This is a genomic window from Chromatiales bacterium (genome assembly GCA_020445605.1).
GTDB lineage: Bacteria > Pseudomonadota > Gammaproteobacteria > JAGRGH01 > JAGRGH01 > JAGRGH01.
This window is the reverse complement of sequence record JAGRGH010000031.1, coordinates 13987-31594: the sequence shown is the minus strand read 5'-3', so window position 1 is coordinate 31594 and position 17608 is coordinate 13987. Positions and strand designations below refer to the sequence as shown.

The following is a 17608-nucleotide window of genomic DNA, read 5'->3' as shown; positions in this document are numbered from 1 at the left end:
CTGCATGTGCTGTTCGTGTGCATGGGCAACATCTGTCGTTCGCCGACGGCCGAGGGCGTGTTTCGCGCACTGGTCGAACGCGAGGGACTGGGCGATCGCATCGTCATCGATTCGGCCGGCACGCATGCCTGGCACGAGGGCGAGCCGCCGGATGCACGCAGCCAGTCGACCGCCGTCGCGCGCGGCCTGGACCTCTCGGACCTGCGCGCCCGTCGCGTGGCCGAGGAGGATTTCGAACGCTTTGATCTCGTCGTCGCAATGGATCAGGACAACTACATGAACCTCGCGCGCAAGTGTCCGGATGCACGCGTGAATGCGCTGCATCTGTTCATGGACTTCGCACCGCAGTTCAAGACCCGCGAAGTGCCCGATCCGTATTACGGTGGCCCGCAGGGTTTCGAAAAGGTCTTCGATATGGTGGAGGCCGCGTCCGAGGGCCTGCTTGCCTATCTGCGCGCCAGCTTTCCGCGGCTCAACGGCCGGTGAGGATAGCGGCAGGGTGCGCAGCGCGCGCCGAGATTTGATCGTAAACGGGCGCTGACCGCAAAGCCCGTCTGCACAATCGGGGTCGCGCGTGACAGATCTGTTCAAAGTGATACTGATCGAGACCCATAACCACTGCAACCGCACATGCTGGTTCTGCAAATTTGGGCAGGAGCGCCAGGACGCCGAGCACGCACGCATGTCCATGGAGACGATCGAGCTCATCATCCAGAACCTGAAAGAACTTGGGTACGACGGAAGGGTGTCTTGGTTTTTTATCAACGAGCCGCTTCTGGACAAACGGATTTTTGACATCGTCGAGCGTACTCGCGCAAGCCTTCCAAAAGCATTCATATCACTGGTGACCAACGGTGATCTGCTTACCGCCGAAATCTATGGAAAGCTGCGCCAAAAAGGCCTGGACGCGCTCGGGGTCAGCATCTATGACCAGGATGTTTTCCGGAAGATGCAGGGATTCAGCAATGACGGTCGTCTCGCCTTGATGGATCGGCGCGCGGCCCCAAACGTCAATCAGGCTGGGAATGTCAAACAACCGGCTCAGTCGTTCGATGAAGACGTCCTACGGTTCTCAGGCTCGACCTGCATGCGGCCATTCAGGATGATGGTGGTCAACGCGCAGGGCAAGGTCGCCCTGTGCTGCTCGGACCTGTATACCGATGTCGAAATGGGAGATGTCCATGCAGACCGGCTGGAACATATCTGGCGGAACGAAAAATTCCAGAGGTACCGGGAGACCCTCAGCGCTAACGGACGGCGAGGCCTCGCGCTATGCGAGAGTTGTTCGCATTCCGGGCGGGCGTCGCCGGTGTTTTATCCGCTCTCGGTCATGCCCAGACGCCGTTCAAATCTGGATGCCGTAAAGTCCGCGTTCAGCATTCAACGCCGAAATCCGGACGAGAAATGATGGGAATCCTGCTATTGGCTGGGTGGTGGCCAGCGCGGTGGTTTGGGTCTATTTCACCTGGATGTTGAACGCCAGCAACTTCCAGGACAGGCCTTCGTAGATGTACTCCTGTTCGAAGTAGACCTTGGCCGGCGAGGTGTCGTAGTGGCCGGATATAGTCAGTACGCCGTTTTCGTTGACGCTGCCGGCCTGCGCGAAGATCGGTGATTTGTTGTCCAGCACGGCCCAGTTGGCCTCGATCGGGAAGAACGATTCGAAGGCGTCGTTCAGAAACGCCACGTCGTGCTGGCCCTGCCACAGTTGCGAGACGGTCGAGCGGAAATGCGTCATGTCCTTCTGGCTGACCGAGACGAAGAAGTCGTGAATGGACTGGCGCACGAGCGCGACCTGGCCGCCTTCGTCCGGCGGTGCCGGGGCCTTGGCATTGGTCTGTAGACCTGCGGCCGGCTGCATCAGGGAATAGATCTTCCAGTCGCCGTTTTCCTTCACGAATTTCAGCTGGATCGGCACCGTGCCGCCCGAGGTGGTCTTGATCGAGCCGCTAAGTCCGCCGCCGTTCAGGTTGACTTCACGCTGGCCCCAGTTCGCCTCGGCAAAGTCCGTCAGCGCGTTGGCGCGCAGGTAACGCTCCAGCGCGGCCTCATCCGTCGTCTTTTTGAATGCCTCGGACAGAAACCCGTGGGCCTTGTGGATGTCGCCGGTCTTCACCGCGGCGAAAAACTGGTCGGCGCGCTCGGTGATGCCACTGGTCGCGTAGAAGATGACCCCGATCAGGATCGCAATCGCCGCGACGATGCCGAGGATGATCTTCATCCAGAGTTTCATGGTTCTTTTCTCCGGGTCATGCGCCTGGGTTTTCAAGGCGCCGGGCGTGATTGATGCGTCGCTTCAATCGAGTTCGACGATGACGTCATCGCCATCGGAGCGGCACGGGTAGATGCGCAGGTCTTCCTCGGCAGGGTCGTCCAGGACGCGGCCGTCGCGCAGATCGAAGCGGCTGCCGTGCAGCGGACACTTCAGTAGGCAGCCGTGCAGATTGCCGGTCGCCAGCGATGCCTCCTCGTGCGTGCAGCGATCGTCAGCGGCATGAAACCGGCCATCGACATTCGCGATGACCAGCCGGTAACCGTCGCCGTCGAACCGTTGCATCTTGCCCGGCGCGATCTGCGCCGCGGCCGCGAGCCGGACTTCGCGCGCCATCAGGCGTCGAACCGCGCCAGCGCGCGACCGTCGTCGAGCACCGCGCGAATCTGGTCGGCCGCCGCACGCAGGGAATCCGCCCGGCCGAGGTGCTGCAATACGAGGGCGCCGGCGGCAACGAGCGCATCGCGCGCCGGTCCGGCCTGGCCCGAGAGCGCCGCGCGGCCGGTCTCGACCGTGACTTTCGCGATGGCCTCGGCACTGGCGGTGATCGCAATCTCGTCGCCGACGCGGGTCGCGCCCGGCAGGTCGTCCGGGATCGGCACGACGCGCAGTTCCTGCTCGATGCCGAAGTCCTCCGGCTTGAAGTCGGACGCCTGTTCCTCGCCGCCATTGTGGTAGTTCCAGGCCTTGCCACTCTGGCGCAACGAGGGGATTACACCGCCCTCGGTGCCGCGCACGAGCAGCAGGCCGTCGAAGCCGGCGTGCCGCGCGAGCATCGCGTAGATGCGCGGGTAGGGCTTGTGCACGTAGCCGGTGACGAGATGCGTCGCGCGCCGGCCGGTGATGGGTTTGGCGAGGACCTCGACCGTGGTGATGGCCGGGCGCTTGACGATCTTCGTACGCAGATCGATCAGCGCGTGCAGCGGCGGGCAGAACGCGCCCTGGTCGATATACGTCCAGCCCGGCGCGCCGTCCGCCAGCCGGGCGGCGGCCTCGGTCGGCGCGAGATCGACCGGCTTTCCGGCTGCGCGCAGCACCTGCTTGAAGGTCACGCCGTATTTCGGGCCGACGGTCTCGACCCCATGGCAGACCGCCGCGACACCGCAGGCCGCCAGCGTGGCCGGCAGGAAGGCCGACACCGGCAGCGAGCGGGTGTAGCCGTCATAGGGGTCGGCGAGGTCCACGACCACGTCCACGGGCGCGGTGACGCGCTCGGTGTGGTCGATGATGCCCTGCAGCACGCCGCGGTTCTCGTCGTCGGTCTCGCGCTTCATGCGCAGAGCGATCAGGAAGATCGCCGCCTGCACCGGGTCGGCACGACCGTCGAGCACCAGCGACATGGCGTGGCGCGCCTCGTCATACGAAATGTCCTTCGACAGTTCGGGACCGGTCGCGATGCGCTGGATCACCGAGCGCATGGCGATGACCGGGTCGTCCGGGATCGCGTTGGCGGGGGCATTCATGCGTGGGGGACCTCGGTCAATGTTGAAATCCGGCGGGGCGGGCATTATACCGGCGCGCGAATTCCCGATTCGCCCGGAACCCGCGGCGGTGCGGAGCGGTCGGACGCGATTGTTTGAACGGGGCCACGGCGCACGCCGGGCGCAACGGCAAGTGGACATGATTGAAGTAACCGGACTGGTACGCAGCTACGGCGCGCAGCGCGCCGTGGACGATGTGAGTTTCAGCATTGGCGTCGGCGAGGTCGTCGGTCTGCTCGGCCACAATGGTGCGGGCAAGACGACCATCATGAAGATGCTGACCGGGAGCCTCGAACCGGACAGCGGCTCGATCGGCATCAACGGCCTCGATCCAGAGCGCGACCGGCGCGCCACGCAGCGGCTGATCGGTTATCTGCCCGAGAACTGCCCGCTGTACCCGGAAATGACGGTCATCGACTTTCTCGATTATCAGGCGGGCCTGCATGGCATGCCGGCAAACGAGCGCGCGGCGGCAATCGGCGCTGCGATGCGTCGCACCTGGCTCGTGGATCGCGCGACACAGACCATCGGCACACTCTCGCGCGGCTATCGCCAGCGCGTGGGCGTAGCGCAGGCCCTGCTGCATCGCCCGCAGATCGTGATTCTCGACGAGCCGACGAACGGCCTCGATCCGACCCAGATCCACCAGATGCGTGCGCTGATCCGCGAACTGGCGCAGAGCGCGACGGTGATCCTGTCGACGCACATCCTCCAGGAAGTCGAAGCCGTGTGCGATCGCGTGCTGGTGCTGCGTGCCGGCCGGCTGGCGCTGGATCGCAAGTTGACTGAACTCGGTGCCGGCACGGGCAGCATCGTCGTGGAGCTGGATGCCGCGCCGGATTGGGCGCTGCCGACGCTGCGGGGCGTCGACGGCGTGAGCGAGGTCGTGCATCGGTCAGGCAGCACGCAGACCCATGTCTACACGGTGCGCGTGACCGATGGTCTGGCCGGCGCGGCGGCGATCGCACAGGCGGTGCAGTTGGCGGGCCTGAAGCTTTATCGCCTGAATCCCGGTGGTGCCGATCTCGAAACGGTGTTTCGCGAACTGCACGAAACCGCTGCGCGGAAGGCTGCCGGTCATGCGTGAGATCGCCCGTGTCGCCGCACGCGAATTCGCGGCGTTCTTCGCAAGCCCGGTCGGCTATCTGTTTCTCGGCGCGTTCCTCGCCGCCGTGCTGTTCGTGTTCTTCTGGGTCGAGGCGTTCTTTGCGCGCAACATCGCCGATACCCGACCGCTGTTCGAATGGCTGCCGCGGCTGCTGATCTTTCTGGTCGCCGCGCTGACCATGCGTGCATGGTCAGAAGAGCGACGCGCCGGCACACTCGAACTGCTGCAGAGCGCGCCGGTCACAAGCACGCGACTGGTGCTGGGCAAGTTCTTCGCGGCGCTTGCGCTGGTGGCGGTTGCGCTGTTGTTGACACTGCCGCTGCCGATCACCGTCGCGCAGCTCGGTCCGCTCGATTCCGGCCCGGTCGCGGGCGGTTACCTCGCATCACTGCTTTTGGCCGCCGCCTACATCGCGGTGGGGCTGTGGGTGTCCGCGCGCACCGACAACCAGATCGTCGCGCTCATCGGCACTGTGCTGGTCTGCGGTCTGCTATGGCTGGTGGGCGCCGAGATCATCACGGGGCTCGCCGGTCAGCGGCTTGGCGAATGGCTGCGACTCGCCGGCACCGGCGCGCGCTTCGATTCCATCACGCGCGGGGTGATCGACCCGGCCGACCTCGCGTACTACCTGAGCCTGACCGGCGTGTTCCTGACGCTGACGGTGTACGCGCTGGAACGCCTGCGCTGGTCACGCGCCAGCGAACGCAAATGCGCGCACCGCGGACGCACGGCGCTGACCGTGCTCGTGGTTGCGAACTTCCTCGCGCTGAATGCCTGGGTCGCGCATGCGGGCCTGCCGCGTGTGGACCTGACTTCCGGGGGCATCTACACACTGTCGTCCGCAACACGTGGCGTCCTGGCCGACCTCGACGAACCGCTGGTGCTGCGCGGCTATTTCAGCGCGCAGACCCATCCGCTGCTCGCGCCGCTGGTGCCGCAGTTGCGCGATCTGGTGTCCGAGTATGCCGCCGCCGAAGCCGGTCGCGTGCGGGTCGAATTCATCGATCCCGCTGATGATCCGGACGCCGAACGCGAGGCCGGTGAACGCTTTGGCGTGCGACCGGTGGCGTTTCAGACCGCAAGCAAATATCAGGCGGCGGTGGTCAACTCGTATTTCGATCTGGTCGTGCAGTACGGCGATCAGTACGAACGACTCGGTTATCGCGACCTCATCGAGATCAAGCTGCGCGGTGAAACCGACCTGGACGTGCGACTGCGCAATCCCGAATACGACCTCACGCGCGCGATCAAGAAAGTGCTGCACGGCTATCGCGGCGCCGGCGACCTGTGGGCCCAGCTGTCCGGCGGTGCGCGTCTGCGTGCGTTCGTTTCGGATACGCAATCCCTGCCCGAATCGCTGCGTGCGGTGCGAGCGGATCTGGAATCGATCACAAAGGATCTGGCGAAGGAATCGCAGGGCAAGCTCGATGTCGAATGGCTCGACCCGACCGGCGATGAAACCCTGCGCAAGGAACTCACGGAAGTCTACGGCTTTCGTCCGATCGCGCTGAGCCTGCTCGATCCGAACGAGTTCTGGTTTTATCTCGTCGCGGAATCAGGCAAGCAGAGTGTGCCCGTGGTGTTGCCGGAAACGCTGGAGCGTGAGCCGCTGCGCAAGGCGTTGGAGTCCGCGCTGAAGCGCATGGCGCCGGGTCTGCTGCGCACCGTGGCATTGTCGACGCCGGCGGCGGCCGACCTCGACGCGCTCGGCCTTCCAGACATGAGCAGCGGTCCGCGGTTCACCCTGTTGGAAGACGCGCTGCGCGAGAACGCGGCGCTTGTACCCGTGGACCTCGCGGCGGGACAGGTGCCCGAGGTGGCCGATTTGTTGCTGGTCGTTGATCCGGCAAGGCTTGGCGAGACGGCCGTCTACGCGATCGACCAGTTCCTGATGCGCGGTGGCACGGTGGTCATCGCGGCAACGCCGTTTGCCGTGGATCTCGAGCGTTCGATCTCGGCGAACGCGCGACCCACCGGGCTGGAAGACTGGTTGAAGCATCAAGGCCTCGCACTTGAAACGGGGCTGGTCGTCGACCCGCAGAACGCGCCGTTTCCGATTCCGGTCGAGCGCAATCTCGGCGGATTCGTCGTGCACGAGATTCGCGAACTGCCGTATCCGTTCTTTCCGGACGTGCGCGAGGCGGGCCTGAATTCCGCATCGCCGATCACTGCGGACCTCGGTCAGTTGACGCTCAACTGGGTGGTACCGATCGAAGTCATTGCCACGGCCAATGCCGAACGCACCGTGACGACGCTGGTGCACGCGTCCGCGAATTCCGGCGTCGTCAACACGCCCGATGTGCAGCCGGACTTCCAGAAGTATCCGGACACCGGCTTTCCGCGCGGCGAGCCGCGCGCGAGCCCATTGCTGGCGGTCATGGTCGAGGGGCGTTTCGATTCCGCCTGGGCCGACAAGCGTTCGCCGCTGGCCGACGCGCCCGCGAACCCTGAATCGGGCGATGCGGCTGGCGAAGAAACGAAAAAGCCGGCGGCGCGTTTCGATGGCGTGATCGGGCAGTCGTCCTCGGCCGCGCGGCTGGTGCTGATCGGTTCCGGCAGCATGCTCGGTGACACCGCGCTCGATCTCGCCGCGCAGGCCACCGGCACGCGTTATCTGAAGCCTGTGAACCTGATCGAGAACATCATCGACTGGTCGCTGGAAGATCGCTCGCTGCTCGCGCTGCGCGGTCGCGCGCAGTTTTCGCGCTTGCTTGATCCGGTCGGCCGCGACGCGCAGATGGCCTGGGAGTACGGCAACTACCTCGTCGCGCTGCTGGGTCTGGCGCTCGTCTGGCTCGGCGTGCGCGGTGCACGCGGGCGACGCCGACGCTTCCACGCCGCCGTGCTGGAGATCGCCCGATGAACGCCGCCGTCCGCTCGCTGTTGCTGGTGATTCTGCTCGCCGCCCAGATGTTCGCGGCGCTGTGGTTGATCCAGCGTCAGAGCGGTGATGAAGCCGGATCGGCCACCGCGGCGCTGCTGAACTTCGATCCCGCGGCAATCGATCGCATCGTGATCGACGCCGGCGGCGCGTCGGCGGCGACCGCGGTGCTGGAACGCAAGGGCGACACGTGGCGTGTGCCGCAGTGGTTTGGTTTTCGCGCATCGGCGGATCGGGTACAAACCCTGCTCAGTGACCTCGCGAAGCTGAAGGGCGGGCATCCGGTCACCAACACAGCCGCCGCACACCGGCGTCTGAAACTTGCCGACGCGGACTATGAGCGCCGCATCCGGCTGGAGGCCGGCGGTCAGCCGGTTGCCATGCTGTTGCTCGGCGATTCCCCGGGCCTCAAGCGCAGTTATGCGCGCGTACCGGGCAGCGATCTTGTCTACGAGGTGTCGTTCGCGCACTACCAGGCGGCGGCGAAGGCGGTGGACTGGAGCGATCGCACGGCCCTGCATCTGTCGGCCGATGACATCACGCGGCTCAAGATCGACGGCGTCGATCTCAAGCGCGATGGTGAAGCCTGGCGCCTGACCGGGCTCGTGGAGGGTCAGCAGACCGATGGGGATGCCGCGGCCGATCTGGTGCGCCGGGTTGCGGGCCTGAACTTTCTCGACGTCAGCGGTGGCGCGGATGCGCTGGCGACCGAGCGCGGCGGACCGGCACTGACGATGACCGTCACACGCAAGTCCGGTGCGCCGCTGGTCTATCGGCTCTGGCCAGCGGGCGGTGAATCGCGCGAGTTCGTGCTGATCCGCGACGATCTGCCGTACGTGTTCACGCTCGGGGAATACAACGTCGAACCACTTGCGAAGGCCGATCGCCCGAAACTCACGATCAGTTCCGCGCCGGGTGTTGAAGCTCCGGCCGGCGGGCCGACCGATCCGGCGTCCGTTCCCCCGGGCGACGCTGCGGGTCATTGAGCGGGACGGCCCCACAGCGGCTGACCCTCGCGCACGGCGAGTCGGTCGCGTACGCCGTGCGCCGTTCGGCGCGCGCGCGGCGCATGCGCCTGTATTACCGCCCCGGCGAGGGGCTGACCCTGGTGCTGCCCACGCGCGTGAGTGCGAAACGCGGCCAGCAGTTCGTGGAGCAGAGTCGCGACTGGGTCGCCGCGCAGCATGCGCGGTTCGGCGCCGAGGTCAGGCGCGTCGAGCGAGAGCGCGACACGTTGCCCGGCGAGCTGAATCTTCCTGCGCTTAATGAGCGCTGGACGATCCGTTATCGCCGGACGGCCGCGAGCACTGTGCGTGCCGTGGGCGGTGCTGATGGCGAAGTCGTCGTCAGCGGGGCGATCGACGACGTCGCAGCCTGCCACGCGGCGCTGCGGCGCTGGCTGCTGCGTCACGCCGAGGCGGCAATGCGGCCCGCACTGGACGCGTTGAGCCGCAAAACCGGACTCGTATTTTCCACGCTGAAGATCCGTACGCAGCGCGCTCGCTGGGGCAGCTGTAACTCACGCGGCGCGATCAGCTTGAACGGCAAGCTGCTGTTCGTATCGCCCCCGCAGCTCGACTACGTGCTGGCGCATGAGCTCGTGCACACGCGCGAGATGAACCACTCGGCAAGATTCTGGGCGCGACTTGAAGCCATCGTGCCAAACGCGCGCCGGCTCGACCGCAGTCTGCGCCGTGGCTGGGCGATGGTGCCGGGCTGGGTGTGACCGTGGCCGGCTTAGAGTGCGGAGGGCATGGGACGGAAAGAGTCGACCGGACGAACGTGCGGGCGCCTGTTCAGCTATTGAACCTCAGAGGCGCGGAGGACGCAGTCGTAGGGTGCGCACCGCGCACCGGTCGGGGTTTAGATTGAACCGCAGAGGCGCGGAGGGCGTGAGCAAGCTAAAAAGGGCTCTGACCCCTTATACTTTACCAGTACCGGGGTTTTCCGACAGCCTCAACGTTGCCGATGACGCGCCGGGGCGCACGCGCAGCGGGTGACCCGGTCTCCGTCCATCGGCTGGTTAGGACGGGTCGAGCTCAACACCCTGCTTCAGGCTCGCCTCGAACTGCTTCTTCGCCTTCTTCAATTTCGCCTGCTCAGTTCGCACAATCTTCTCTGATTGAGCGATCTCGCCGGCGAGTCGAAGAATCTCAGGCGCCCGCTGGACGATGCGGCTCAGCTCTTCGAGCTTCGATGTCTCTGTCTCATCGAACAGTCGGCTTGTATCTCCAGCGAGAAGTTCTGTCTTGTGCTTGCATAGCTTCCCAAAGCTCCCGGCTTGGCAATTGCAGTAGACCGAAAGCTGGTTGCCGTCGATGACAAACTCGACTTCGTAGGGCTCGGCGCCACTACTCTTGGCACGTAGGTTGAGTCTCATGCTTTAAGTCCAAACTACTGAGTAGACGTCAAAATGACGTGATGTTTTACGTCAATTTGACGTATAACTCCCCGTCGCCGATTGGAAGGAATCTCCGGCCCTGGGCCACGATGGGCACGATTCTGACCACTATCATCGCCATAAATCAATGCGTTACGGCTTTGGCGCGGTGAATGTTCCGCCCTCATCGGGCGGCCACGCCACGGTGCAATTGCGTCAATCTGACGCATAACACCCCGGCGATCCGCTCGCACCTCTACCACGCATACCGGACCGTATAGCTCACCACCGCCTCGGCATCCGGGGCGACGGTGACCGGCAGCACGATTGAGGTGGCATCACGCTTCTCGTATTGGTGTGATGCCTTGGTGATGGTCCATCCGGCGCCGCGGTACAGGCGTTCGCGCACCTCGACCTCGATCGGTTCGCGCTTGTGGTTGCGCAGCTTCACCTCGATGGTCTCGGTCAGCACCTGGGCGCGTTTGTCGTAGTCGAACTCGGTCTGGCGGCGTTCGCCGACGACATCAAATGCGGAACCCAGGCGAAGCTTCACGCGCTCGTTTTTCGGTGTGTGGTCGATGACGTCCTCGCCGATGAATTCCACGCTGTCGTCGGCCGGGTCGCGCTTGTTCACGCGCACGCGGCCGGCGGGCAGGGGCATGCCCAGGCCGTTGTTTTCGCGGTTTTCGAACTCCACGAACACGTCCACCTTCTTGTTGCCGGTCGCGCCGAATTCGCGTTCGGTCATCGGCCGCCCGTAGTTGCCGATGTTCTTCGCGCCCTCGTAGGTGTAGCGCTGTTCGCAACCGACTCGATCGGCGGCCGGGAACAGCTCGATCTGGCGCGTGCTGTTGTCAGGCAGGCGCGTCTCGCGGCCCAGCGTGTACAGGTGATATTCGAAGAAGGCTTTCTCGCTAAAGCCGGTGTCCGCCGCGCCGGCCTCGGCCATGGCCATGCGCTGGATCATCGCGGGCTGCGGCGGTGGCTGGAAGCGCTGCACGTCGCCGGCGATGAGCTTCACGCGCACGGGGTCGTAGCCCGCACCGGAACGGTTGACGATGCTCACCCAGGCGGTGAGCGCCAGATGACAGGCGGCATCGCTGTCATCGAGCAGCAGGTTGTAGTCGGCCCACCAGGTGAGGCCGTCGGTCTGGTAGCTGACCTCAACCGCGTGCGGGCCGGGCCGGCCGGTCGCGACCTGCCAGACCAGGGTCGGGCGGGTGATGAGCCCGCCCGGCAGGGCCGGAAAGCGCAGCCGCGAGTATTCGCGCAGCACCTCGACACGGCCGTCTTCGGCGCCGAGCACCAAATCGCCCGCGGCCGAGAGCAGCTGGCCGCCGATCGCGCGCACGCCGTCGCCGATGATCTGTTCGGCCTCGATGCGCTGGTCGATGAAGCGCTGCAGCAACCGGTCGCTGCTGACCAGATCGAACTCGTAGGCCTGTTCCAGCACATGGGTGCCGGCGGGGTCCGTGAGCGAGCGGAACTGCACGGTGGTCGGGTCGATGCGCGCGGCGACATCGGTGAAGCGCACGTCGCTGGTCGGCGCATCCAGGGTGAGTTCGCGCCGCTGGCGCACCACGGCATAGCCCGGCACGCCCGCCGCCGGCAGCACCTCGCCGGGTTCCGGCCGGTACAGCGCGGCCGGAATGCCGCCGGGGCGGGCGCTGGAGTAGATCGTCACGGCGTTGTCCGCGGCACGGGCCGGCAGGGCGGCGAGGGTGGCGATCGCGAGGCTGAGTAATCCGCGCTTGATCATGTCGACCTCCGTGGTCACTGGGCAACGGCGGTGATCGATGTCCAGAAGGCGTTGTTGCGGTTGAGAAACTCGTCGTGCTGCAGGTAGTGCGTACCGTCGCAGGAGAAATTCAGTGCGATGCGGCCGTTCATGATGTTCAGCGAGCCGGAGCGCAGGTAGATGTTTTCGTCGGCGAAGCGCAGTTCGCGCCAGCCGTCGAGGATGCGCCGTACGTCCTTCTCGGGCACGCGCGCGCCTTCCGGATAGGGCCGGCGCGGGTAGACCAGGCAGACGTCAGGGTCGCACAGGGCCTCGTATTCCAGCAGGCGGTAGTTGTACGGGTCGTCGTACAGCCAGATCGTCGCGCGCGAACTCGAGAAATGCAGCTTGGTGTGGAACACGCCGTGCTCGCGCACGAGTTCCTCGACCACGGCCATGACCTCGTCGATGTGTTGGTCGGCGATGGAATCCACCCGGCAGGACTGGAACAGCGAGCCGCGGATCGCCGGGTCGCCCTTCATCTGCCGCCACGCCGAGGGCTCCTCGTACATCTCGCCGACGTTGGGCAGGTTGCGCAGGTCGAAATCCGCGCCGACGAAGCCCAGCAGCATGCCCTTGTCGCGCACGACCTGAATGGCCGTCACGCTCGGGCGGCGCGCGTGCAGGCTGATGTAGGCCTCGGACAGGTGAAAATCCGCCGCGACCGGGTTGGCGCTGCGCATGTACGGGCGGTGCGAGCGGTCGCGGCCGAAATCCGCCGGTTGCAGGCCCTTCTTCGTCATGTTCGAACTGACCTGCCGGGCGCGGGTGTCGAGCGCGTAGGCGAAGGTCACATGCGGAATCGAGCCGAAGCGTTTCTGCAGCTCGGCGTCGATGGCCTCGCGCTGGCCCCAGACGCGCGCGCAGGCCGCCGCCAGCGCCGCCATCGGCGTGGTCAGCCGCGCGGCCAGTTCCGCACGCTGGGTCGTAACCAGGTTTCTGAGGGACTCCGCCACGATCCGTCTTTCTTGTTCAGGAGGCGTTCAGTTACCCGGGCGTAGTGTTTGCACCAAGACTTGAAAAAGGCTTGGCCGGAACGCCCGGCGCTTTGTTTCCAGACACTGTAAACCAGAGGACGACTGCAATGAACAAGAAACTGCTCACCACCGCGATTGCCCTGGCCAGCGCCATGAGTGTGACGGTGGCATCGGCGGGTCACCGCTTCGACCGTGGCGACCGCAATAACGACGGCTACGCCCTGGCCCGGGTGACTGAAGTCGAGCCGATCATCGACCGCGTGCAGGTTTCCGAGCCCTTCGAGGTCTGCCGCGACGAATACGTGCGCGGCCGCCGCCACGACGCGGCGCTGCCGACCCTGTTCGGCGGGCTGCTCGGCGGCGTCATCGGCAACCAGTTCGGCCACGGCCGCGGGCGGCATGCCGCGACGGCGGCCGGCGTGCTGATCGGCGCGACCGTCGGTCACGAGGCCTCGGCGCACTCGCACCGCGGCGGCCGCTACGTGACGAGCTGCGACACCGAGTACCGCTACCACACCGAGGAGCGGGTCGCCGGCTACCGGGTGCACTATCGCTACGACGGTCGCAACTACGTGACGCGTACCGACGAGGACCCGGGCAAGTACATCCGCGTTCGCGTGGACGTATCGCCGGTCGAGGGTCGCCGCGACTGGTGAGCTTCGGCTCCGGTGCTCTATGATCGAGCGTATGCGTGAAGCGTTTCGACCGATTCGGATGATTGCCCTTGCAACGGCGCTGGCGTGCGCGACCTGGACCGGGGTTCAGGGCGCGCTCGCCGCGCGCGGCGAGCGCGGCTACGGCTACTCGCTGGACGACGTGGTCGGGCAGCAGCAGGGCAAGGGCCGGCGCGTGCTGCGGGCCGAGACGGTGCGTCGTGGCGACGCCGACGTGCACGAACTCAAGGTGCTGACCGACGACGGCCGCCTGCGGCGCGAGCGCTACGACCCCGGCACCGGCCGGCGCCTCAATCGCTAGGGCCGGGGGATGCGAGTGCTGGTGGTCGAGGACGAGCCGGCCCTGCGTGGCCAACTCGTCAGCCAGCTCGGTGCGCGCGGTTTCGCGGTGGACCCGAGCGGCGACGGTGACGAGGCGCTGTACCTGGGCCGCGAGATCGACTTCGACGCCGCGGTCGTCGATCTCGGCCTGCCGAAGCGCTCCGGCATCGAGGTGATCCGCACCTGGCGATCGGAAGGCCGCGACTTTCCGGTGCTGATTCTCACCGCGCGCGAACGCTGGCAGGACAAGGTCGAGGGTCTGGACGCCGGCGCCGACGACTATGTCGTCAAACCGTTCCAGTTCGAGGAAGTGCTGGCCCGCATCAATGCCCTGATCCGGCGTGCGGCTGGCATGGCCCATCCACAGCTCGAGGCCGGCCCGATCCGCATCGACACCGCGGCGCAGAGTGTCACGGTCGACGGCGCCGCCGTGGAACTGACGGCCTATGAGTACAAGGTGCTCGAATACCTGATGCTGCATCGCGGCGAGGTCGTGTCCAAGACCGTGCTGACCGAACACATCTACGACCAGGACTTCGACCGCGACTCCAACACCGTCGAGGTGTTCGTCGGGCGGCTGCGCAGGAAGCTGGACCCGGATGGGCGGCTGGCCCCGATCGAAACCCTGCGCGGACGCGGCTACCGGTTCGAACTCGCCGGCTGAGCGCAGGCCGGCCCGGTCACGGGAAGCGAAGACCGCCGGCCGCGGTCAGCGCACCGCGCACCGGAAGGCGCGATAATCCCGCCGGAGCGCAACAACAACAGGGAGTCCCGACCGATGTCCGACCACAACCCCTATGAGCCGCCGAAGGCCGATCTCGAACGTCACATCGAGGTCGCCGCCGATCATCTGGCCGAACCGCCGCGCAGGCATGGCGCCGCGCAGGGCTGGAACTGGATCGCGAACGGCTTTCGCATGTTCGGCGCGAACCCGCTGAACTGGGTGCTGATCTGTGTCATCACGCTGATTTTTATGATGATCCTGTCGTTCATCCCGATCGTTTCGCTGATCAGCTATCCGCTCGGCATCGTCTTCAACGCCGGCATCATGTTCGGCGCGCACGAGCAGCACAGGGGCGGGCGGCTGGAGGTCGAGCACCTGTTTTCCGGCTTCAAGCGCAACACGGGCAACCTGTTCGCACTCGGGTTCCTGTACCTGGTCGGGGCGATCCTGGTGCTGATCGTCGGTGCGCTGATGTTTTTCAGCTCGGGTGGTCTGGACTTCCTGCAGATGTCCATGACCGGCCAGCAGCCCGATCCCGAACAGCTACAGCAGATGTTCTCCGGTACGTTCTGGATCATGCTGCTGGTGATGTTCGTGCTGTTCATCCCGCTGATCATGGCGATCTGGTTCGCGCCGGCGCTGGTGATCCTGAACGATGTCGGCCCGATCGAGGCGATGCAGCTGTCGTTTCGCGCATGTCTGCGCAACATCTGGCCGTACCTGATCTACGGGCTGGTGTGGATTCCGATCCTGATCATTGCGGTGATTCCGCTCGGGCTCGGTCTGCTGGTGGTCTATCCGGCGATGATGGCCTCGATCTATGTCGCCTATCGCGACATCCTGATCGAGGACAATCCGGACGGCATGGCGGCCTGATACCATTCACCGGCATGTCACATTGAACCTTTAACCTCAGACGGTTATGGAAGCGCGCAACCTCACCAGTCCCGACCTGTACATCAACCGTTACGACAGCCTGCTGGAGTTCAACCGCAGGGTCATGGCGTACGCGACCGATGCCGCAACCCCGCTGCTCGAACGGCTGAAGTTCCTGTGCATCACCTCGAGCAACCTCGACGAGTTCTTCGAGATCCGCGTCGCGAGCCTGAAACAGCGCGTCGGCTCCGGGAACATCTACAGTCCGGACGACCGCGCGCCCGAGGAACTGCTGCGCATCCTGTGCGAGAAGGCGCACGAGATCGTCGCCGAACAGTACCGGGTGCTGAACGACTCGCTGATCCCGGAACTCGCCGCCAGCGGCATCGTGTTCCTGCGCCGTGGCGAATGGGCGCCGGATCAGGAACTGTGGCTGCGCACCTATTTCACCGAACAGGTGCTGCCGGTGCTGAGTCCGCTTGGGCTGGACCCCTCGCATCCGTTTCCGCAGATCATCAACAAGAGCCTGAACTTCATCGTTTCGCTCGAAGGCGTCGATGCGTTTGGCCGGCGGTCGGGCAAGGCGATCGTGCACGCGCCGCGCGCGCTGCCGCGATTGATACAGATTCCCGCGGAGATCTGCGACAAGAGCAAGCCGCACAGCTTCGTGTTCCTTTCGTCGATCATCCATGCGTTTGTCGATCAGCTGTTTCCGGGCATGGAGCCGACGGGCTGCTACCAGTTCCGCGTCACGCGCAACTCCGACCTGTTCGTCGACGAGGAGGAGGCCGAGGACCTGTTGCACGCGCTCGAGGGCGAACTGCGCTCGCGCCGTTACGGCGATGCCGTGCGGCTCGAGGTCGCGGATAATTGTCCGGACGAGCTCATCGGTTACCTGCGCCGCGAGTTCAATCTCAAGGCCATGGATGTATACCAAGTCAACGGGCCGGTGAATCTGAATCGCCTGATTGCGATTCCCGACCTCGTCGACATGCCGGAACTCAAGTACCCGGGGTTCCGTTCGTCGCTGCCGACCGGACTGGCTGCGGCCGCGGACATCTTTCAGGTGCTGCGGCGCGGGCCGGTGCTGCTGCATCATCCGTTCGAATCGTTCGCGCCGGTGATCGATTTCGTGCGCCAGGCCGCGCGCGACCCGCAGGTGCTGGCGATCAAGCAGACGCTGTATCGCACCGGACCGGAATCGGCGATCGTCGATGCGCTGGTCGATGCCGCGCGTGCGGGCAAGGAAGTCACGGTCGTGATCGAACTGCGTGCGCGGTTCGACGAGGAGGCGAACATCCAGCTCGCCAACCGCCTGCAGCAGGCCGGCGCGCTGGTGGTCTATGGCATCGTCGGCTACAAGTGCCACGCGAAGATGGTGCTGATCGTGCGGCGTGAAGCCGGCGAGCTGCGCCGGTACACGCATCTTGGCACCGGCAACTATCATCCGCGCACGGCGCGTCTGTATACCGATTACGGATTGCTGACCGCCGACCAGCGCATCGGCGGTGACGTCAACCGCGTGTTCCACCAGATGACGAGTCTGGGCAAGGTGTCGCAGCTCGATCGGCTGCTCGAATCCCCGTTCACGCTGTTTCCGTGGCTGCTCGAGCGCATCGCCGCGGAGGCGGAACTCGCGCAGGCCGGCAAACCCGCGCACATCATCTTCAAGATCAATGCGCTGATCGAGCCGCAGGCGATCCAGGCGCTGTATCGGGCCTCGCAGGCCGGTGTGAAGATTGATCTTATCGTGCGGTCGATGTGTTCGCTGCGACCGGGAATTCCCGGTGTGTCGGACAACATCCGCGTGCGCTCGGTCGTGGGGCGCTTCCTCGAGCACACGCGCGTGTACTGCTTCGGCAACGGCGGCGAGGAACTCGTATATCTGGGCAGCGCGGACCTGCGTGAGCGCAACCTGTTCCAGCGTGTCGAGGTGGTGTTCCCGGTCGACGACGAGGCGCAGCGCGCGCGGGTCTGCGAGGAACTCCAGCTGTACCTGGCGGACAACACCCAGGCCTGGGAACTGGACGCCGACGGGGCGTACCGTCGCGTGCAGCCGGCTGCGGATGCACAACCGGTTTCAGCCCAGGCGACGCTGCTCGCGCGTATTGCTAGCTAGCGGCACTGACAGGAAACT

General features: G+C 65.3%; 17 protein-coding genes. 11 read left to right on the top strand and 6 right to left on the bottom strand.

What is annotated here, in order from left to right; translation table 11 throughout:
* Window positions 1-21 precede the first annotated feature (21 nt).
* A complete protein-coding gene (locus KDG50_05125) occupies window positions 22-486 on the top strand; it encodes a low molecular weight phosphotyrosine protein phosphatase (GenBank protein MCB1864789.1) in 465 nt (154 codons plus the stop codon).
* A gap of 88 nt (window positions 487-574) precedes the next feature.
* Window positions 575-1408, top strand: a complete 834-nt coding sequence (locus KDG50_05120; GenBank protein MCB1864788.1) for an SPASM domain-containing protein — start codon at window positions 575-577, stop codon at window positions 1406-1408.
* A 48-nt stretch (window positions 1409-1456) separates the two neighbouring features.
* Here the strand turns inward: KDG50_05120 and KDG50_05115 are convergent, their stop codons facing one another.
* From KDG50_05115 to KDG50_05105, 3 genes are all read right to left on the bottom strand, one after another.
* Window positions 1457-2233 (bottom strand): hypothetical protein, encoded by a 777-nt coding sequence (locus KDG50_05115; GenBank protein ID MCB1864787.1) that lies wholly within the window; start codon window positions 2231-2233, stop codon window positions 1457-1459.
* A 63-nt stretch (window positions 2234-2296) separates the two neighbouring features.
* Window positions 2297-2608 carry a non-heme iron oxygenase ferredoxin subunit gene (locus tag KDG50_05110; GenBank protein ID MCB1864786.1) on the bottom strand — a complete coding sequence of 104 codons (312 nt, stop codon included), beginning with the start codon at window positions 2606-2608 and terminating at the stop codon, window positions 2297-2299.
* Entirely contained in the window at window positions 2608-3735 is a 1128-nt protein-coding gene (locus KDG50_05105) for an anthranilate phosphoribosyltransferase (protein MCB1864785.1), read from the bottom strand. Before KDG50_05105 ends, KDG50_05110 begins: the two co-directional genes overlap by 1 nt.
* 157 nt (window positions 3736-3892) lie before the next feature.
* On the opposite strand from KDG50_05105, the gene KDG50_05100 reads away from it, so the two are divergent.
* Genes KDG50_05100 through KDG50_05085 form a run of 4 tightly spaced genes read left to right on the top strand, consistent with a single transcriptional unit; the run spans window position 3893 to window position 9468 of the window.
* Window positions 3893-4840: an ATP-binding cassette domain-containing protein gene (locus tag KDG50_05100; protein MCB1864784.1), complete on the top strand. Its 948-nt coding sequence runs from the start codon at window positions 3893-3895 to the stop codon at window positions 4838-4840.
* On the top strand, window positions 4833-7724 hold the full coding sequence (locus tag KDG50_05095; GenBank protein MCB1864783.1) for a Gldg family protein: 2892 nt from the start codon (window positions 4833-4835) through the stop codon (window positions 7722-7724). The genes KDG50_05100 and KDG50_05095 overlap by 8 nt, the downstream gene beginning before the upstream one ends.
* Window positions 7721-8728 (top strand): DUF4340 domain-containing protein, encoded by a 1008-nt coding sequence (locus tag KDG50_05090; GenBank protein ID MCB1864782.1) that lies wholly within the window; start codon window positions 7721-7723, stop codon window positions 8726-8728. Before KDG50_05095 ends, KDG50_05090 begins: the two co-directional genes overlap by 4 nt.
* Window positions 8725-9468: a M48 family metallopeptidase gene (locus tag KDG50_05085; GenBank protein ID MCB1864781.1), complete on the top strand. Its 744-nt coding sequence runs from the start codon at window positions 8725-8727 to the stop codon at window positions 9466-9468. The genes KDG50_05090 and KDG50_05085 overlap by 4 nt, the downstream gene beginning before the upstream one ends.
* Before the next feature lie 297 nt (window positions 9469-9765).
* Here KDG50_05085 and KDG50_05080 read toward each other — a convergent pair whose 3' ends face one another.
* The 3 genes from KDG50_05080 to KDG50_05070 all read right to left on the bottom strand — a co-directional run bounded on the left by KDG50_05080 (window position 9766) and on the right by KDG50_05070 (window position 12834).
* The gene (locus tag KDG50_05080; protein ID MCB1864780.1) at window positions 9766-10122 is read right to left on the bottom strand and encodes a hypothetical protein; all 357 of its coding nucleotides are present in this window, start codon (window positions 10120-10122) and stop codon (window positions 9766-9768) included.
* A gap of 256 nt (window positions 10123-10378) precedes the next feature.
* Window positions 10379-11881 (bottom strand): DUF4139 domain-containing protein, encoded by a 1503-nt coding sequence (locus tag KDG50_05075; GenBank protein MCB1864779.1) that lies wholly within the window; start codon window positions 11879-11881, stop codon window positions 10379-10381.
* 14 nt (window positions 11882-11895) lie between these two features.
* Complete coding sequence (locus tag KDG50_05070) at window positions 11896-12834, bottom strand: hypothetical protein (protein MCB1864778.1); 939 nt, start codon at window positions 12832-12834, stop codon at window positions 11896-11898.
* 194 nt (window positions 12835-13028) lie between these two features.
* Here KDG50_05070 and KDG50_05065 point away from each other — a divergent pair, with 194 nt between their 5' ends.
* The 5 genes from KDG50_05065 to ppk1 all read left to right on the top strand — a co-directional run bounded on the left by KDG50_05065 (window position 13029) and on the right by ppk1 (window position 17590).
* Complete coding sequence (locus tag KDG50_05065; protein ID MCB1864777.1) at window positions 13029-13532, top strand: glycine zipper 2TM domain-containing protein; 504 nt, start codon at window positions 13029-13031, stop codon at window positions 13530-13532.
* A gap of 58 nt (window positions 13533-13590) precedes the next feature.
* The gene (locus KDG50_05060; protein ID MCB1864776.1) at window positions 13591-13851 is read left to right on the top strand and encodes a hypothetical protein; all 261 of its coding nucleotides are present in this window, start codon (window positions 13591-13593) and stop codon (window positions 13849-13851) included.
* Window positions 13852-13860: 9 nt separating this feature from the next.
* The gene (locus tag KDG50_05055; protein ID MCB1864775.1) at window positions 13861-14535 is read left to right on the top strand and encodes a response regulator transcription factor; all 675 of its coding nucleotides are present in this window, start codon (window positions 13861-13863) and stop codon (window positions 14533-14535) included.
* 114 nt (window positions 14536-14649) lie between these two features.
* Window positions 14650-15471, top strand: coding sequence for a hypothetical protein (locus KDG50_05050; protein ID MCB1864774.1), 822 nt, complete (start codon window positions 14650-14652; stop codon window positions 15469-15471).
* 46 nt (window positions 15472-15517) lie between these two features.
* Window positions 15518-17590 (top strand): polyphosphate kinase 1, encoded by a 2073-nt coding sequence (ppk1, locus tag KDG50_05045; protein MCB1864773.1) that lies wholly within the window; start codon window positions 15518-15520, stop codon window positions 17588-17590.
* The last annotated feature ends 18 nt before the right edge of the window (window positions 17591-17608 follow it).